This is a genomic window from Paenibacillus sp. IHB B 3415 (genome assembly GCF_000802655.2).
Taxonomy (GTDB): domain Bacteria; phylum Bacillota; class Bacilli; order Paenibacillales; family Paenibacillaceae; genus Paenibacillus_AQ; species Paenibacillus_AQ phytohabitans.
Map to the genome: position 1 here is coordinate 20,753 of NZ_JUEI01000066.1, position 17,404 is coordinate 38,156.

14 protein-coding genes and 4 pseudogenes are annotated in these 17,404 nt (G+C 45.1%); 8 read left to right on the forward strand and 10 right to left on the reverse strand.

Annotated elements, in window-relative coordinates; translation table 11 throughout:
• Positions 1–110: 110 nt before the first annotated feature.
• Complete coding sequence (locus QW71_RS26245; RefSeq protein ID WP_039306207.1) at positions 111–3,332, reverse strand: CheR family methyltransferase; 3,222 nt, start codon at positions 3,330–3,332, stop codon at positions 111–113.
• Between the two features lie 509 nt (positions 3,333–3,841).
• On the opposite strand from QW71_RS26245, the gene QW71_RS26250 reads away from it, so the two are divergent.
• Entirely contained in the window at positions 3,842–4,156 is a 315-nt protein-coding gene (locus tag QW71_RS26250) for an AraC family ligand binding domain-containing protein (protein WP_039306208.1), read from the forward strand.
• 666 nt (positions 4,157–4,822) lie between these two features.
• On the opposite strand, the gene QW71_RS26255 is transcribed toward QW71_RS26250, so the two are convergent.
• Positions 4,823–5,221: a MerR family transcriptional regulator gene (locus tag QW71_RS26255; protein WP_083442729.1), complete on the reverse strand. Its 399-nt coding sequence runs from the start codon at positions 5,219–5,221 to the stop codon at positions 4,823–4,825.
• 156 nt (positions 5,222–5,377) lie between these two features.
• Between QW71_RS26255 and QW71_RS26260 the strand changes: the two genes are divergently transcribed.
• Positions 5,378–5,782, forward strand: coding sequence for a hypothetical protein (locus QW71_RS26260; protein ID WP_039306211.1), 405 nt, complete (start codon positions 5,378–5,380; stop codon positions 5,780–5,782).
• Here QW71_RS26260 and QW71_RS42040 read toward each other — a convergent pair.
• From QW71_RS42040 to QW71_RS26280, 4 genes are all read right to left on the reverse strand, one after another.
• A complete protein-coding gene (locus QW71_RS42040) occupies positions 5,768–6,010 on the reverse strand; it encodes a hypothetical protein (RefSeq protein WP_039306214.1) in 243 nt (80 codons plus the stop codon). The two genes, QW71_RS26260 and QW71_RS42040, sit on opposite strands and share 15 nt — an antisense overlap.
• 78 nt (positions 6,011–6,088) lie before the next feature.
• Positions 6,089–6,724 (reverse strand): hypothetical protein, encoded by a 636-nt coding sequence (locus tag QW71_RS26270; protein ID WP_039306217.1) that lies wholly within the window; start codon positions 6,722–6,724, stop codon positions 6,089–6,091.
• Between the two features lie 259 nt (positions 6,725–6,983).
• Positions 6,984–8,477 (reverse strand): WG repeat-containing protein, encoded by a 1,494-nt coding sequence (locus QW71_RS38265; protein WP_052770240.1) that lies wholly within the window; start codon positions 8,475–8,477, stop codon positions 6,984–6,986.
• A gap of 106 nt (positions 8,478–8,583) precedes the next feature.
• On the reverse strand, positions 8,584–9,663 hold the full coding sequence (locus QW71_RS26280; protein ID WP_083442730.1) for an adenylosuccinate synthetase: 1,080 nt from the start codon (positions 9,661–9,663) through the stop codon (positions 8,584–8,586).
• Positions 9,664–9,747: 84 nt separating this feature from the next.
• Here QW71_RS26280 and QW71_RS26285 point away from each other — a divergent pair.
• The 4 genes and pseudogenes from QW71_RS26285 to QW71_RS42280 all read left to right on the forward strand — a co-directional run.
• Positions 9,748–9,966, forward strand: a pseudogene (locus QW71_RS26285) (adenylosuccinate synthetase); the annotation flags it as partial.
• 24 nt (positions 9,967–9,990) lie between these two features.
• Positions 9,991–10,881, forward strand: a complete 891-nt coding sequence (locus tag QW71_RS26290) for a LysR family transcriptional regulator (RefSeq protein WP_039306225.1) — start codon at positions 9,991–9,993, stop codon at positions 10,879–10,881.
• A gap of 214 nt (positions 10,882–11,095) precedes the next feature.
• On the forward strand, positions 11,096–12,799 hold the full coding sequence (locus QW71_RS26295; RefSeq protein ID WP_039306284.1) for a methyl-accepting chemotaxis protein: 1,704 nt from the start codon (positions 11,096–11,098) through the stop codon (positions 12,797–12,799).
• Between the two features lie 88 nt (positions 12,800–12,887).
• Positions 12,888–13,079 (forward strand): annotated as a pseudogene (locus QW71_RS42280) (helix-turn-helix domain-containing protein); the annotation flags it as partial.
• A gap of 43 nt (positions 13,080–13,122) precedes the next feature.
• Here the strand turns inward: QW71_RS42280 and QW71_RS42285 are convergent.
• A pseudogene (locus QW71_RS42285) lies at positions 13,123–13,170 on the reverse strand (hypothetical protein); the annotation flags it as partial.
• A gap of 77 nt (positions 13,171–13,247) precedes the next feature.
• Here QW71_RS42285 and QW71_RS42290 point away from each other — a divergent pair.
• Both QW71_RS42290 and QW71_RS26305 read left to right on the forward strand, forming a co-directional pair.
• Positions 13,248–13,454 (forward strand): annotated as a pseudogene (locus tag QW71_RS42290) (cupin domain-containing protein); the annotation flags it as partial.
• Between the two features lie 223 nt (positions 13,455–13,677).
• Positions 13,678–14,889 (forward strand): MFS transporter, encoded by a 1,212-nt coding sequence (locus QW71_RS26305; protein ID WP_039306231.1) that lies wholly within the window; start codon positions 13,678–13,680, stop codon positions 14,887–14,889.
• A gap of 150 nt (positions 14,890–15,039) precedes the next feature.
• On the opposite strand, the gene QW71_RS26310 is transcribed toward QW71_RS26305, so the two are convergent.
• From QW71_RS26310 to QW71_RS26320, 3 genes are all read right to left on the reverse strand, one after another.
• Positions 15,040–15,414 (reverse strand): hypothetical protein, encoded by a 375-nt coding sequence (locus QW71_RS26310; protein ID WP_039306234.1) that lies wholly within the window; start codon positions 15,412–15,414, stop codon positions 15,040–15,042.
• A 107-nt stretch (positions 15,415–15,521) separates the two neighbouring features.
• Entirely contained in the window at positions 15,522–16,010 is a 489-nt protein-coding gene (locus QW71_RS26315; RefSeq protein WP_039306237.1) for an LURP-one-related/scramblase family protein, read from the reverse strand.
• A 181-nt stretch (positions 16,011–16,191) separates the two neighbouring features.
• Positions 16,192–17,388 (reverse strand): NADH:flavin oxidoreductase, encoded by a 1,197-nt coding sequence (locus QW71_RS26320; RefSeq protein WP_052770244.1) that lies wholly within the window; start codon positions 17,386–17,388, stop codon positions 16,192–16,194.
• Positions 17,389–17,404 lie beyond the last annotated feature (16 nt).

The following is a 17,404-nucleotide window of genomic DNA, read 5'->3' on the forward strand; positions in this document are numbered from 1 at the left end:
CTGAAAGACCGTGATGATGACTCACGGTCTTCCTTTCTGTTCAGACAGAACTTATGCATAATATGCACACGCATAGCCAGTCTGTATTTTCATTAGAACCGTAGCGCTCTTTAGGGTGTTAAGCCTTGTAAAACTTGATTCAAGATAATCTTAACCACTGTTCCCTTACCCCACACACTTGTAATGGAAATCACACCCTCGTGACTCTCAATAATTTTGTAACTGACCATTAAGCCTAACCCCATACTATTCTGTTTCGTAGAATATATGGAAGCTCCCAGGTTGACTAGCTCATCCTCAGGTATACCGGACCCATTATCACTAAAAATAATGTTTACTGATTTCTTGCCATCGATCTTTACCTTAATCAACATATCCCCGCCAGCAGGCATTGCCTCAATACCATTTCTAATAATGTTGCTAAATACAATTTTTAGCTGATTGGGAACACATTTGACGAAGAGTACCGGATCGGCAAATTTCGTTATCATCTCTACATTGAAGATCGTTGCCTGCGGTTCATACATGGAGATGACTTCCTTCAATATTTGGACTACATCGTTTGATTCGAAATTCTGCTTTTGCGGACTAGCCAGGACTAGTAATTCATCCGTTATGGCTTCGATTTTCCCGAGCTTCGAAGTTGAGGTATCCGTATCATGAATCTCCTGTTCGATGCCTGCTGCCAAAAGGCCTATAACCGAGAGCATCTCCGAGGAATGTAATAAATCCAGCTTGTTTTTCTGCTCCGTAAAATCTTCAGACATTCTTGCATTCTTAAATTCCGTAATATCAATTAACGTAACTGCGATTCCTTGATAGCGTGAATCATATGCTGAATAGGGTAATAGAATAATACTGAACCATTTACCATTTGAATTCCGGATTTCTTTTTTGACGCCTTCACCCGAAAAGAGAACTTTCATTGCGTCTGCCATCAGTTCGTTATATTGCAAATTATGTTTGATATCGCCGATGGAACGGCCTATATCCATGTCTGCCAAATGAATTTCTTTGCTAACTGCAGGTGTGAATTTACGTACATTCATCTTTTCATCCAGAAAAATAGTAGCGATATAGGTGTTGTTAAAAAAGTTTGACATATCATTATTAGAATCGGTTAATTCCTGAATTTTAGTCTGATATTCTTGATTTACAACCATCAATTCTTCGTTACCCGACTGTAACTCTTCATTCGTGCTTTGCAGTTCCTCATTGGAAACAATCAATGCTTCGTTGACCAATCCCAACTCTTCGTTAGAGGTTTCTAATTCTTCGTTGTACACCTCTAATTTAGCATTCGCAGTATGCAGTAATTCTCTCGCATGAACCAATTCTTGATCCAGGTCCTGAATATGCTCCTTGTCATGTAATGCTGGAAACTGATGATTTTGTATCAAGTCTGCATCTGTTCCATCCTCGCTAAGGCCTTCTTTCTGTTCAGCAGTCTCTTCAAAAAAGAGAATCATCAATTTGTCATCTATCGAATCAATTGAAAAAGACTTTGCTCTCAAATGAATGGAGTGTCCTTTATAACTATCCTTAATGGCTACATCTCTATAAATAATTTCCTTAAGTTCTTTTCTCGCTTTTTGAAGCAAACTCCCAATAACAACCCCCAAATATTCAGGAACCAGTTTAAACACATTCAGTGTCGGTTTACCCTTAGGGAAGACTAAATATTGGTTGGCATTTCCATTGATATGAACGATATCGTTGCCGCTATCAAGGATAATGCAAGCAGTCACGTATTCTTCGATCAGCTTGGTATACACCGTTTCCAGTTTAAGAACCCGTTCCGCTTCCTTTAATCTTACAATCACATTATTTTTATGACTCATTTTCTTATCATTCACACGTTCTCTGATACCAGAGAAACCCACTGCAGACAACGAATCACTTACCTTATGGTGGTATATATTCCATCTATTATCCTGAGGTATAAATAGATTGGTTAGTTTGCCCAAGGTTTCACTTGGACCCAAAAAGAGATACCCGTCTGATTTCAATGAAAAGTGAAACAAGGAAATCACTTTTTTTTGAACAGGTTGTTGCAAATAAATCAACAGATTACGGCATAAAATTAGATCCAGCTGGGTAAAGGGTGGATCACTAACCAAATTGTGCTGAGCAAAAATAACCATTTGCCTAATTTCTTTATTTACTTTGTACTCATTTCCTTGGCGGGTGAAATAAGCATCCAAGTACTCCTCTAACACGTTCTTAGAAATGATTTCTGAATATACTCCTTTGCTGGCGAATTGAATAGAATCCTTGTCCAAATCGGTGGCAAAAATGGTCACATCAAAAGTTTCTTCAATGTCCTCCATATATTTTCTAATCAAAATGGCTATGGAGTACACTTCTTCTCCGGTAGAACAACCAGCAACCCACACCCTTATTTGCTTGTCTGCACCACATTGCTCAAAGATGGTAGGCAATACCTTATCTGCAAGAATAGCAAAGGCAGCCGGATCACGGAAAAATTGCGTCACTCCAATTAATAAATCTTTCTGCAAGGCAGTGACCTCATTGGAATGATTAAATAAATATTGATTGTATTCCTTAAGGTATTGAAATTCTTTAATACTCATCCGTCTTTGAATACGGCGCATAATACTTGCCTGTTTATAAACAGAGAAATCTACACCCGTAGACTTCTTCAGGATCGCAAATAATGTACTTAGTTCTTCAGCAATGGATTGTTTGGTCTGATTCATATAAAAATCAATATATTCAGCAATATGTTCCGGCATTTCCTCCGGAGTAAGAAAATAATCGGTCTGATCAATTTCAATATCACTTCCGGTCAAGCGAACAGGATTTGTCATATCCGTTTCTTCAACTATGATTAGCCCATTAGCTTTTGAAATACTATCGATACCAAGCATACCGTCTCTACCCTCATTTGAAAAAAGGATAGCTATCGTATTGCTTCCAAGAATTCCCGTAAGTCCATTTAAAAATCGATCAGCCGATAAGTCATTGCCTTTATTAGCAGTAACGCCTGTTAAAGTTATTATTCTTGATTGAAAGCTAATATCATGATGGGGAGGTAACAAATAAATACAATCCTCATGGATCTCCATTTGATCCGCTGCGTGAAAAATCTTCATATGGGTATGCTTAGAGAGCTCTTCTAATGGAAATAACTCCGACTTGGCAGACTCGTGTTGAGCAATGATAAAAGTCAGTCCATGGAGAGTATCCAGATGATCCAGAAATTGCTTCAGCCCATCCAACTTTTCGGTTGAAGCTACAATGCCAACTATGCTAAATTCTTTGATGCGTTCATAGTCCGAATTATTCTGATAGTTTATTAGCTTTTCCATTAGACATAATCATTATCCTTCCCCTTAAATCTATAATACGAATTAATAAGCTTATGTTCTTCCACTTCACCAACGATTACCAATATAGTACCACAAAAAATTATGTCAAATTCAGCATAGTCCAATTAATATATAGATTGAGCTTGTGGTTTTTCTATTTGGGATTGGCCGTGACAATTCCAAAAACGCCGAGGGAACTGAAGAGACATTGATACTATGATTGAAATAAATCAAGCAAAATGTCCCTCATCCACAAGTTGGTGATTTAATTTTTTGGAATGAGGATGAATTGACACCAGAGCAGATTGTCAAACAGGCGTTGAGCTACAAACCAATCCAACTGCTATAAACAACGCTGCAAATGATTGAACTATCGGTTAAAGATAGCTTCATAAAATAGAAGGGGGCCCCCCCCCCCCCCCTTCTTTATTTATCCTTTTAATAAGCGTATCCGGCTCCATATCACTTTGAACTCCAAAAATCTGCGTAAAAGGATACAGGTGCTGACGATGAAGCCATTGGAATACGGATTCAGCGAGAATCCGATGTTTAAAGCAAACGGATATAAACCGCCCAATTCACACAAATGGGGACCGGGCGTCCGCGATGTGTATGCTCTGCATTATATTCTAAGCGGGAGAGGCTATTTGAAGACATGCCAGACAACATTTCTGTTGCAGACCGGCGAGAGCTTCATTATTTTTCCGCATATGGAGGTGTATTATCACCCTGATCCGCAGGATATAGAACCCTTGTATCACAAGGTCAAGGCCGCCGGCATAGAGCCATTTGAACGGGAACGTTCCAGCATAAGAATATATTGAAACTAACTATTGGAATTCTTCCTTATCGGTTCTGGATGTAGTGGGATTCGTCAAAATTGAGCGCAGCTATTTGTTCCGGGTGTTCAAGAAAGAAACGTCTTCAAAAAAGCAACTTCGTACACTCCGTCCCAATATAGAGAGGCATTCAGCGGGTTCCCCAAAACTCCGCAGGGAATTGAAAAAGCTGCTCCCTGCGCGATTGTTACGCACCGGGAGCAGCCCTTGGAGAGATGCTTGCTGATATACTATTCGAGCCTGATTCAGTTGTCTGTAACCGGAACCGGAACGGATTTTCAAATCTGCTTGAACACCATCCGTTGTTTCCATGAGAACCGGCGGACCGGCCAGGTATTGCTTAAGCCATTTCAGCGCCGGACACTCTGATCCGTTAATTCGGTTCAATTGTGGTTTGTTGTTCACTCTCCTCATTAATTGGATAAACGTCATTTAATTTCATGCATTTCCCTTACTCTGATTGATTCGCAGTAAATTAAGTGCTGTTTTTCCAACTGTTTCCTGGAAATGACTCCTCCATCCCTGAGCAAGTGGAGAAAATCCAACTGCTAGTTCCGGCCACATACGCAGCCACACCTTACAATTGTCATAACGACGTTCACCATGGAAAATAATCCAGCTCTAAAGGAGATACTGTTACTCTTCTGACTTTTACCTCATCCCTGCCTGTACAGAGGCATCCGTTTGTTCTTCCACCGGATAGTTCTGACAATGGGTCCCCTGTTCCAGCTTCAGATCGACAAAATCCACGGCCTGCTGTAACAAATGAATCTGTTTCACCATATGTTCGCGGTGCTGCCGCATGAAATCAACCAACTCGGGATAATCGGCGGAGTCCCCGTCGGCAGACACCTTCAAAAAAGGCTTCATTCTCTCCAGGGGCATCCCCGTCTTCTTCAGGAAACCGATCAGCCGGAGGGTCTCGATATCCTTATCCCGGTAAACCCGGTGACCGTTCTCTTGCCTGTCCACCCGTGGCAGCAATGAAATCTTCTCATAATATCGGATGGTATCCTCGGGTATGCCGGTATGCCCGGCAGTTTGCTTGATACTGAATGCTGCGCCTTAACAAAGGAAAAATTCAATCACTCCCCTTCAGAGAGTCGGCTCCACCACTGATTAAACGCCTGGAAGAGATTTATCGCCAGCAATATAAACATGAGGCCGGAAAGGATGACTATGCCAGAGAATAAGCACATATGACAGATGGATGAACGCTATAACAGCAAATCAAAAAAACCTATTGGCAAGCAAGCGGTCCGCAGCATCCTGTCCGCTGCTACACTGGCCATGGCCTCGCTTGCAGCCGATGGACCGGATGCCGGACCGGATGTTCCCGCAGGCTCCCATTGGCTGCTTGTTATTACCAAGACTCCAGCAAAGTTCTGGGTACATGGCGGGCTTAAGCTCTTTCCCGCTCACAATGTAATCCTCTATCGTCCAAGCAAAAAGTCTATTACCGGGCCAGCGCCGGTTCATTCGTCAACAACTGGATCCGCTTCAAATCCGATGAACCGAACACAATTTCAACCGGAATTGCAAAGAATCCTCCATCGATTATCTGCTCCGGACCTTGTTCAACAAACTGTGGGAAACCTATTTCCAGGATAATATTACAGCAGCAATGCGAATCGCATATTCTATTCCGCTAACCGAAGCTCTCTGTCTGGCTTCCTCTATTGGAGCTGTCTGATCCCCGCAAAGCTCGAGATCAGCCTCCTGCAGATCACTGCGGTGAGGAGGCAGCAGGGTTCCCGGATTCAGCTTTGTGAAAATCCCGCTTTCAACAATCGCCCTCTGAAATAGACCCTCGTTCTGGGGTGAAGTGAGCTGGCTCATGACACTCCCGCCGCCGGCTGACTGTCCGCCGATGGTAATATTTTTACTAAGGATGTGGTTATTTCTGAAATCCGCAGCTTAAAAAGATATTCGATCTGCCAGCCGGGACAGCAGCGGCAGCCGTCTTCCCCGCAGCAGCGTGTAGACCGGAGCGATCATTAGAACCGCAAGAAGAATGTAAACCAGATAGTATCCGGCATAGAAAGTGATATAATTGATGCCCGGTACGAAATACAATAGCGGCAGTACGAATTTTAGAAGGGTAAAAACAACAATGAGTGTAAGAATCGCCTTCAAATGATCCTGCAAATATGTATTCGTGATGAATAAATAAATGACACTGAGAATGACAAAGAAGTAGGACAACTTCAGATACGGACCCACCAGCAATGTATATTCATAACCGCCAGACTTGGAATAAATATTGTACAGAACCGGTACCGCCGCCAGAATATAGAGCATAATCATACCTAGCTTAGCGGTTACCACTGGGCCGGAATCATGGTTACTGCCGAAAGACAATTTGACGCTCTCCTGCTCCGTCTTCCCGGCCGGTTCTCCATGTTCTACCGGCGGCAGTTTAACCAGAAACAATACCGTCAGCACGCTGACAACCACTGTATAGATCAGATTGGTTGGCCGAAGAATCTGCGACGGGTGCAGGCATAGCTGGTACAGAATAGATATCAGCTCCACGGACAGAAACATCAGCACCAGACTATGCCTTCTCCCAAACCATATCACACAGACAACTGCAGCTGTGGCTGCTACTATCGATATTAAGCCAGCCATACTACCGCTAGAACTTTGGTTGTTGTCGATATAAGCGATAAAGCTATAAAACCGGTTACTGAAAAGAGTGAACAGAAGCTGCAAACCAAATAATACATACACTATCGCATTGAGCTTACCCGGGCGAACGCCGCCTGTTTCCAAAGTCATCTTCCCTTTCAAATATAAGGATATGCGACCTTTATTCTCTACTCCAGACGATTTCTCCTGCTTTATTGATCAGACATGCGGATTGTTCATTGTTGATATTTGTGAACCCTTTGCCTGCTCCGGCTTTGAAATCCCGTACATCTGAGAAAGCAGGCTTTACGATCACATCGCCTGCCACATTTTTGAAGCCGAACCCGCCGTCCTTATAAGAAATCATGCCATCGCCATAACCATTAATTTGATCGGCACCCGGAATGGCAATAATATTCCCATTAGCATCAACAAGCCGCTGCTTGTAATCGTGTTCGCCCCCGCTCAGCGTCAGCACAATATAACCGTCGTGGAACCGCCCTACGAATCCGCTGCCAGTGTTGAACTCAGGCTTCAGAATGAAGTTCCCTTTGGGGTCGATGAGACCGCTTTTGCCGTTCAATGCCGCGGTAGCAACGCCTTCAGAGAACGAACTCGCAGAGTCATAGATTGGCTTGATTGCCCAATTCCCTTTAGTGTCGATAAAGCCGGTCCGGATGACGCTTTTACCGCCGCTTGTGGTACGTACAGTAACGAGTGCCAGACCATTCGAGAACGACTCGCTATTCTGCAGCCCGGATACGCCTGGTATAACTATTTTTCCATTGTGGTCGATGTAAAAGGTTTTGCCTCCGGCTACCTTCGCGAGCCCATCCGAGAAATCATATACACGGCTGTAGATTGCCGGAATGACGATCTTTCCTGCACGGTTCATAAAGCCCATTTTTACTGAAAAGCCGCCGCTTCCCGTCTTGACCCTATCCTTGAACCAGGCCAATCCCTCATAGAACTGTCCCACTTGATAATGCGGCGTATCTAACACCAGTTCTCCTGCCCGGTTCATAAAGCCAGCCGTATAGGCGGATGTCTTCACCGGAAGCAGTTCTTCATACCCAAAGTCATACACCGGAGTATTGGAAGTCCGTAGTTGCTCCTGGCCCTGATTATTAACAAATACCGTTTTGCCCTTATCCATGAAGTTGAACCAATACTGCTGCTCCAGCTGCTCCTGGGCATCGCCTGACACGGGACGAAGCTGAATCAGATTTGTCCCGGGAACTGTAGAGTGTCCTTGACCGCCCATGGCTCCTGCCAGCGCCAGATCAATAAACCATGCACCGTTGTAGTTACGGGGAATCTGCGCCATCAGCTGCGTTTTCGAACCGCCGTCATAATCGAGCAATGCTGTTTTGGTGCCCAGCCGGATTACGGCTCTGTGCCCTTCCGCATTCTTAAGCACAATTTCCTTATTGCTTACGGACACAAAGGTATAGCCAAACCGCTCCGCTATCGGGCGCAGGGGCACCATAACCACTCCGTCAATCTCAATTGGCCCCTCCGAAAAAAATAAATGCTCGCCCTGGTCAAACACCTCCCAGCGGTCCGCATGGGCATATGCGCTGCCAAGCCCGAAGAAAGCGGCCAGCGCGAACAAACCCGCTGCCAAAACTGCCGCCAGCCGGTGATTCTGAATAAACGAACGCTGTGAGTACATAGAATAAATCCCCCTGTGAAATGCTCCGAATGGATGATACTGGAATCTATTCTTTTAGACGCGAGTATTGTGAATTAGTTGCTGAGCTACAATACTCCGGATTAGTCTACCCTCTATGCACCTGTGACTGGCGGAGGATAACCTGCTCCCGGTTCGGGCCGACCGATACTGTCGTAATCCCCACTCCCAGTTCTGATTCTATATAATCGATATAATCTCTTGCGGCTTCGGGTAAGTCTTCCAGCTTTGTAATCTGCGATATATCGCATTTCCAGCCCGGAAGCTGTTTATATACGGGTTTGGCCAGGCTTAACTTATCCTGGTAAGGGAATTCGTCTACGACTTCCCCCCCGATCTCGTATCCCACACATACCGGAATCTCATCTAAATAACCCAGGACATCCAGGTTTGTAAGAGCTACGCTGGTTGCTCCCTGGATTCTGCAGCCATATCGGGTCGCGACCGCATCAAACCACCCTACTCTCCTAGGCCGTCCTGTTACCGCTCCGTACTCACCAGCATCTCCACCCCGGCTTCGAAGCTCATCGCCTTTCCTGTCTTCCATTTCCACAACGAATGGCCCTGCGCCGACGCAACTGGAATAAGCCTTTGTAACCGCCACGATCTTCTCAATCGAATACGGCGGAAGCCCGGCCCCTACCGAAGCATATCCGGCAAGTGTAGAGGAGGAAGTCGTGAAAGGATATATCCCATGGTCAGGGTCTCTAAGCGCCCCAAGCTGTCCTTCCAGCAGAATCCCCTCTCCATTCCGATAGGCATTATGCAATAACGCTGTTGTATCACACAGGTAAGGAGCGATAGCTTCTACCTGCTTGCTTAACTTGTATAACCACTCCTCTACCTGAATCGTTGACTGTCCATAAAGATGCCGGAGCAGTATATTTTTACTCTCCAACAGATTTTCCAAACGTTCACGAAGATAAGCCTTGTTGAATAAGCCGGAGATTTGAATTCCAAGCTTTGCATATTTATCGGAATAGAACGGGGCAATCCCGCGTTTCGTCGAACCGAAGCTGCGGCCTCCTAACCGGTTCTCTTCGAGCTCGTCCAGCAACCGGTGCACTGGCAGTACAATTTGGGCTCTCTCCGATATTCGTAATTGAGGGGCCGGGACTCCTCTTTCGGTTAATGATTCCAGTTCATGCAGCAGCACTTCGATATCCACGTATTACTTATATGCATTATTCTAATATACTTTGCTTAGATTATCATTAGTTTTGTAAGCAAATTAGGATTGGAGGCCATGAATATGACAGTAACAGCAATCGTGGGTGCAAATTGGGGAGATGAGGGCAAGGGGAAGGTGACAGACATGATGGCAGCTGCTTCTTCTTATGTGGTGAGATATCAAGGCGGAAGCAATGCAGGACATACGATAATTAATCCTTTCGGGAAATTCGCGCTGCGGATGCTTCCTTCCGGGGTTTTCTATTCCAATGTGGTGAACGTTATCGGCCCCGGAGTGGCTTAGGTATAAAGAGAGGTAATATGAATGCCTATCAATTTGGAATGGTATCGAGTCTTTTATTGGATTGCCAGAACTGGCAGCTTATCGCGGGCAGCAGAGCATCTTCATATCACTCAACCGGCTGTCAGCCATACCATTAAACAGCTGGAGAACTCCCTTGGTGGACAGTTGTTCTTCCGCACTGCTAAAGGAGTCATCTTGACCAAGGAAGGCGAGGTACTGTTTCATTACCTGGAGCAGGCTTTCAATTTCGTTGATATCGGAGAAAAGGCCCTTGCAGAGATGAATAACTTAAACAGCGGAGAAATCGCAATCGGGGCAAGTGACACGTTGTGCAAATATTTCCTGTTACCGTATCTGGAGCAGTTTCATGCCCTGCACCCCCGGATCAGAATCCGGGTCACTAACCGGACGACACCAGAGACAATAACGCTGCTTAAGGAAGGAAAAATCGACTTCGGTATAGTCAGTCTGCCTGCCTCTGACAAACAGGTCGAATTCTACGAGAGCCAACCGATCCAGGACAGTCTTGTCGGGGGAAAGGACTTTCAGAATTTGGCGGCAGAAGGCCCGCTTGCCATCGAAGCCCTCCATCACTATCCTCTGCTGATCCTGGAGCCGGGAAGCAGCACAAGGCGTTATCTGGATCATTATGCCGCTTCATGTGGAGTAAAGCTGGAGCCTGAATTCGAGCTGGGAAGCGTGGATCTTCTCGTGCAATTCGCTAGTAGCGGATTTGGTCTTGCTTTTGTCGTTCGGAATTACATCACCGAGGAGCTGAAGTCCGGTAAGCTCTTTGAAATCCCCTTGAAGCCACCGATTCCTGAACGGCGGATCGGGATTGCGACGCTGCGGGGAGTCCCTCTATCTTCGGCGACCCGGGCTTTCTTAGAGCTATTACCTAGAATGACCTGAATACGTTCAGGCAAATCGGGCAGGCAATCATAATCCAATCTTCCACTCCGTGTCTCCCTTTGTTACGCAGGAATTTACATTAAATTTTATGTTTATAATTTTCATATCTTCAATTAATGCTAAAAGCTGTCGATATACATTTGACACCTATTTTTGCGCAGCATATTGAGGAGTGGGAAACATGAAAGACACACAGAGAAACCTGTTGGGGAGCATGAAGTTGACGATTCGCATGAAATTATTGATGGGATTTCTGGTTGTGGTTGCACTGCTCGCCTTCGTAAGCACCTATGCCTTAAATCAGATCTATGTAATGTCCGAAACCTCCGAGGAAATCGATCAGGTGTGGATGCCAAGCGTCAGCTTGCTTGGCATGATGAATGGTGACGTTTCAGATGTGGAGCGTCTGGCTCTTGCAGTTATCGTTGAGACGGATGAGAATGAAATTGCGAAGATGAATGAAGCTTTGGAGCAGCTCAAGGTCAAGATTGAGGAGGAGCGCAAACAGCTGTTTACCCTCATTGAGGGCAGTGACGAAGCGATGGCAATGTATGATACCTTTAGCACCAACTATGATGCCTATTTGGAGAAAATGCCTGCCTTTATCGAATTTGGGTTAGCTAACAACTTTGAGGATGCCAGCAGGCTGCATTCAGAGGCTTACCCGCTATGGTATACAGCCAATGATACACTCGCTCAGTTAATTGCCATGGGCAATGATCTATCGGGACAGGCTACAAAAGATTCACTGTCAGAGGCAAATCGTGCATTCATTATCATTTTGGTGGTGACGGTTATTTCCTTCCTGATCGCCTTATTTATGGCCTTCTTCATTGCAAGTATGATCTCAAGACCCATTCAGAAAATGAATGCTTCGGCGTTGCTTATAGCGAACGGGGATCTAACCGGGGAAACCATCACGCTTAAAAACAAGGATGAGCTCGGTACATTGGCTGCCTCCTTCAATACCATGACAGTTAACTTGCGTGCGATGATTCAGTCCGTCTCCATGACTTCCGAGCAGGTAGCCGCTTCTTCGGAAGAATTGCTGGCGAGTGCAGAGCAAAATACGAAAGCCTCCGAGCAAATCTCCGAAATAGTCGAGGAATTGGCTGTGGGTACCTCTGATCAGGTGAGCATGGTGAAAAATTCCTCCCAGGCCATGAGCGAGATGGCCGCCGGATCAGAACAAATCGCACATCTTGCGCAGAATGTATCCGTATTGGCTATAGATGCCGCGAATCAATCGGCTGAAGGCAATAAGATTATCCGGCAGGCCGCGGAGCAAATGGGCTCTGTCCGCACTTCTATATCGTCACTGACCGAGCTTGTTACCGGACTGGGAGAACGTTCTGCAGAGATTGGCAGTATTACCGGGGTCATCAATAATATCGCAAATCAAACCCATCTGCTCGCATTGAATGCGGCTATCGAGGCTGCACGTGCAGGTGAACATGGCCGGGGTTTCGCCGTTGTTGCCGGAGAAGTACGTAAACTGGCCGAGGAATCCTCCATATCCGCGCAGAAAATCACCGATCTGGTACAGCTCATTCAGAAGGATACGAACCATGCTGTGCAGGCTGTGAAAGTGAACAGCAGTGAAACAGAAGCCGGAATTGAGATTGTTACTGCAGCGGGACAAGCATTTGAGCATATCTCCGAAGCGGTGAACAAGGTCGCTGATGAAATTCAGGAGGTATCTGCCGGATCGGAAGAAATGTCAGCAAGTACGGATGAAGTGGTCCAGTATATAGAGCAGATATCCAGTATTGCCGGGGAAGCATCCGGCGGGGTTCATAATGTATCTGCTGCAACCGAGGAACAGCTCGCTTCCATGGAAGAGATTGCAGCATCGGCAGAATTCCTCTCCAGGATGGCAGAAGAATTGCAGGGACAGATCAACAAATTCAAAGTGTAGGTAGTCACCACCAAATACTGCTCGTATGGAAAAGAGTCAGAATAAACAATATACTAGCTATACAGTTATTTGTTGAGGTGAATATCAAATGGATGAAATCGATGAATCAAAACAACTTGTATTACAAATCGGCAGTGCCTTGAAAAGGTACAGAAAAGAAAATAACATGAGTCTGGAGGACTTAGCGGAATCAACGGGCGTAAGCAAACTTACTCTGGGGAATATCGAACGCGGCGAGACCAATCCGACTTTGGCGATGATATGGAAAATTTCAAAAGGCATCTCTTTACCGCTGTTGGCCTTGTTCAAATCAGAAGACCCCGTTAGCTTGTACCGGGCAGGCGAAGGCCTCCGGTTTTCGAATGACAATAAGAATTGGAGCATAGAGCCCGTCTTCAAAAATGCCAGCAACGATATTGAAATGTGCCGGGCTTATTTAAATCCTAATAGTTCGTACCATCCTGAAGGTCATCATGTAAATACAACTGAAATTGCAACAGTAATGACGGGCTCTATTGAAATTCAAGTCAATGGAGAGCGTTACACCTTGAATCAATATGATACAATCAGTTTTCGTGCAGATAGTCCTCACTCTTATACCAATAATACGAATAGCGAAACAGTACTCCATATAGCCTTGAAATATGGTTTCTAAAATTAAAATCTCACTATAATATGCAACTCTGTATTCCATTTATATATGGGAACACAGGGTTGCATTTTTGTTTTTATCGAATGTAATAATTTTAAATATTCAGGAATTAAATTCCTTAAAATCGTTAATTATAAAATACTTATTGTCAATTTTAATATATTATATTATACTTTCGTTGTCCGCGCGGATATTATAATATATTTTTCTGGTAGGAGAATGAAGAATGCCGAATAAAAAAATTTTACCATCATCTATTGGGCTGCTAATACTCGGCATTATCATTATTGCAGCTAATTTACGTGCTCCCTTAACCTCGGTCGGTCCATTAGTGAGTCTTATAAGGGATGACGTTCATATTTCCAATACTTTAGCGGGCCTCTTAACAACGGTACCTCTGCTTACCTTTGCTTTATTATCGCCTCTAGTGCCAAAACTTGGACGGAAGTATGGAGTGGAACTTTTAATTTTGATTGCCCTGATTTTTCTGACTGTTGGTATTGGAGTACGTTCTTTATCTGGCGCTGCATATCTGTATATGGGAACAGCAATTCTCGGATTCGCTATTGCAGTTTGTAATGTATTATTACCGAGTCTAATCAAACGTAACTTTCCTGACAAAATCGGTTCCATGACTGGTATTTTTGCAATTTCAATGAGTTTATCCGGAGCCGTCGCATCGGGAATCAGTGTGCCGCTAGCCGCGAATGCTGGTTTCAAATGGCAGGGATCCTTGGGAATATGGGGAATCCTAAGCTTTATATCGATTCTCTGCTGGTTACCTCAAATGAGAAATCATACGAAGCAAACAACCTCGACGAGTCAACAGCATGCTGGCAATGATGTGAATGTTTGGCGTTCACCTCTTGCGTGGCAAGTGACCCTGTTTATGGGTACGCAGTCCATGATTTTCTATGTACTGATCGCTTGGTTGCCTGAAATTCTACAACAGCAAGGCATTGACTTAAACCAATCAGGATGGTACCTCTCAATTATGCAGTTATCGCTGCTTCCATTTACCTTTATTGTCCCTGTTATTGCCGGGCGCATGTCAAACCAGCGTTCCCTGGTGGTCATCACAACCATTTTACTTTTGACAGGAACGCTCGGAATGCTTTATGGAAGCTCCAATATCATTTTGTTGTGGATCATAATACTCGGAATTGGTGGGGGCTTCGCCTTTAGCTTATCCATGATGTTTTTCGGGTTACGTACTCATAACGCGCATCAGGCAGCAGAACTGTCAGGCATGGCGCAATCGGTCGGATACCTTCTTGCCGCAATCGGTCCTGCCCTTATCGGTTATCTGCATGATGCCACAAATAGCTGGAACCTGCCGCTCTTCATTCTGCTTGGAGCTTCAGTCCTACTCTTCATAGTCGGTATAGGAGCAGCAAGTAACCGTTTTGTAGGCAGCAAGTCAAGCCAACGTGGCTAATAGCCGCCACAAGGATTCATAGATATAGTAACGTAGAACATTAGCTCAAAAAAACAGCGGCAGTCAAGGATATTATTACATCCATGGCTACCGCTAAATATGTAACTTAAGATTATTGCAGTTTCATTAACGCTGATGATCAAAATACACTTACCATATCGCAATACCAACCTTATCTTTTTCCGTAAGTGCTATCTTTATCATTTCCAAAGCATTTCCTGCTGCAAATTCAATAAAGTCTCTAAAATCGTCTATATGTAGTTGTATACCATCTAAATTATCCAGCAAAATCAGGAATTCACTTCTCAGCTTATCTAAATCTTCATCATATGCATAAATATTTGTACTTCCTAGAGAATATAACATCTTACATCCCAGCTCATTTATAAAATCGTTTCCCCAGAGCTTTTCTCTGTATGACTCAAACCCGAATAAATTATTATGTGGTTCTGGTACCTGCGCTTCCAATAATTCAGTATCTACAATTATATCTCTTTTTTTAATTATGCTAACGATCAAACTCATATTAGTTGAAACACCTCTCTATATTTAGCTATAATTCTTGGACAATCCCTGCTACCTGATTTTCTTTTTCAATATAGAAAAGCTTTCAGATAACTGCACGGTAATAGTCACTGCTGGGAAGCCGCGGCATCGTCAGCCTTCACACAATCAATGGCGACCACAATCGCGATGATGATGGACTCCATCTCCTCTTTGAATACTTGAACACTGTAGCTATCGCCCCAGGTGAACCACTTCTTGTTGACTTCACCTATGACGGCTCCGCGTTGGATGACCTGAAAATCCATGTCCCACCAATTCCCATGCACCTCAATGTCAGCCGAATCTATCGTATAGCGTGCTTTCAGGAAAGAAAACTCCTTCTTAATCGTGAGCACCTCCCGGCCGTCCACCTCCACAAAAAACTTCGGTAAAAAGCTGAATACCTTCTTGGTAATCAGTGCGACTTCCTCATCAGCTGTATTCATAATGGAGAATGTCTTTGGAATCCGCATAAAACTGCCCTCTACATAATAGACATCCTGCTCCTGCTGATTCTTCACCGTAAACTTCTCTCTTAGACTGAACACCTTCTGCTTAATAAAAAGCTCCGTCATCCCCGTCTCCTCCTATGTCATAGAGTCTGATTGCTTTCTGAATACTATAAGTATGAGGCAACTATTTAACATTAACCAGCAATGTAATCATTGACATACGCCCATGTATACATAAAAAAGCCTGAACCCTATGAACAGGCTCAGGCATTCAGGCATTTCAGTCACCGGCCGGGCTTGATGCCTACTTGAAGGTCTCCCTCCAATTCTCTGCATTCGTCGCGAGATATAACTCCTTCAATTTACCGTATTTCTTATACGGACAGCAAAATTCCTTACGCAGTACAAGCAGGCAGGCGTTACAGGAAATACAATCCGCCCTGGTGAGTCCTTCCCCGTGCAGCCAGCGGTTAGGCAAATCCGGCTCGGAAATAAGCGGACGGCACAGCGACAGGAAATCGGCATTTCCGTTCTGCGCGATCTCTTCCATCCGCTCAATATTACGGTGTCCGCCTACCAGGATAAGCGGAATGGAGAGACGGATATCCTTGATATAATCATAATAATACGACTGCTTGGCAAGCGCGCCAATTTTCGTTCTTGCTTCGGGAATCGGGACCGGTGTAAAGCCTAATTCGTCCTCGGTCCGGACGAGACAATCCCACATGCCCCCGCTTACCTCGATGGCGTCGACGCCGGTCGTTGCGATTTCGTCCAGCAGCTCCGGGAAGTTGTCCTTGTTAATGCCGCCTTCTACGTGATCGTCGCAGTTCAGCTTGATGAGGATCGGAAAGTCTCCAACTTCCTCTCTCGCCAGCGCAACGATGTCCCGGATAATGTTCGCCCGCTTCTGCACTGAACCGCCGTACCTGTCAGTACGTCTATTCGTATAAGGGGACAGGAAGGAGCTGAGCAAATAGCCATGCGCCGCATGAAACTGCACACCGTCGAACCCGGCTTTTTGAACCCGGACAATCGCGTTGGCGAAATACTGGATGATTTGCCCGATTTCATCCGGCTGCAGCTCCCGGGCTTTTTTGATCAGAATCGGAGATTCCACAGCCGAGGGCGCGATGCAATCCGCCGTTACATAGTGATGCACCTGCCGGCCGGGATGGTTTAACTGCGCGATGACGATGCATTCCGGATCTGTCTCATGAACGGTGTGCGCGATTTTGGCTACCTCGGGAATGAATTCGTCATCGTAGATGCAATATTGGCCCTCCGTTCTTTTGGCCGTCGGCGTTGCCGCCATGGCGCCGGTAACGATGGTTCCGACTCCGCCCAGCGCCAGATCCTTGTACACCTGCAGAACCGATTGCGATATTTTCCCGTCCGTCGACATTTGGCTCTCACCTGTAGCAGAGCGCACCAGCCGGTTTTTCATGACGAGATTGCCGATTCTTCCTTCGGAATATACCTTATAATGCTGCCTGCTCATGAGTAAGTCCCCCATT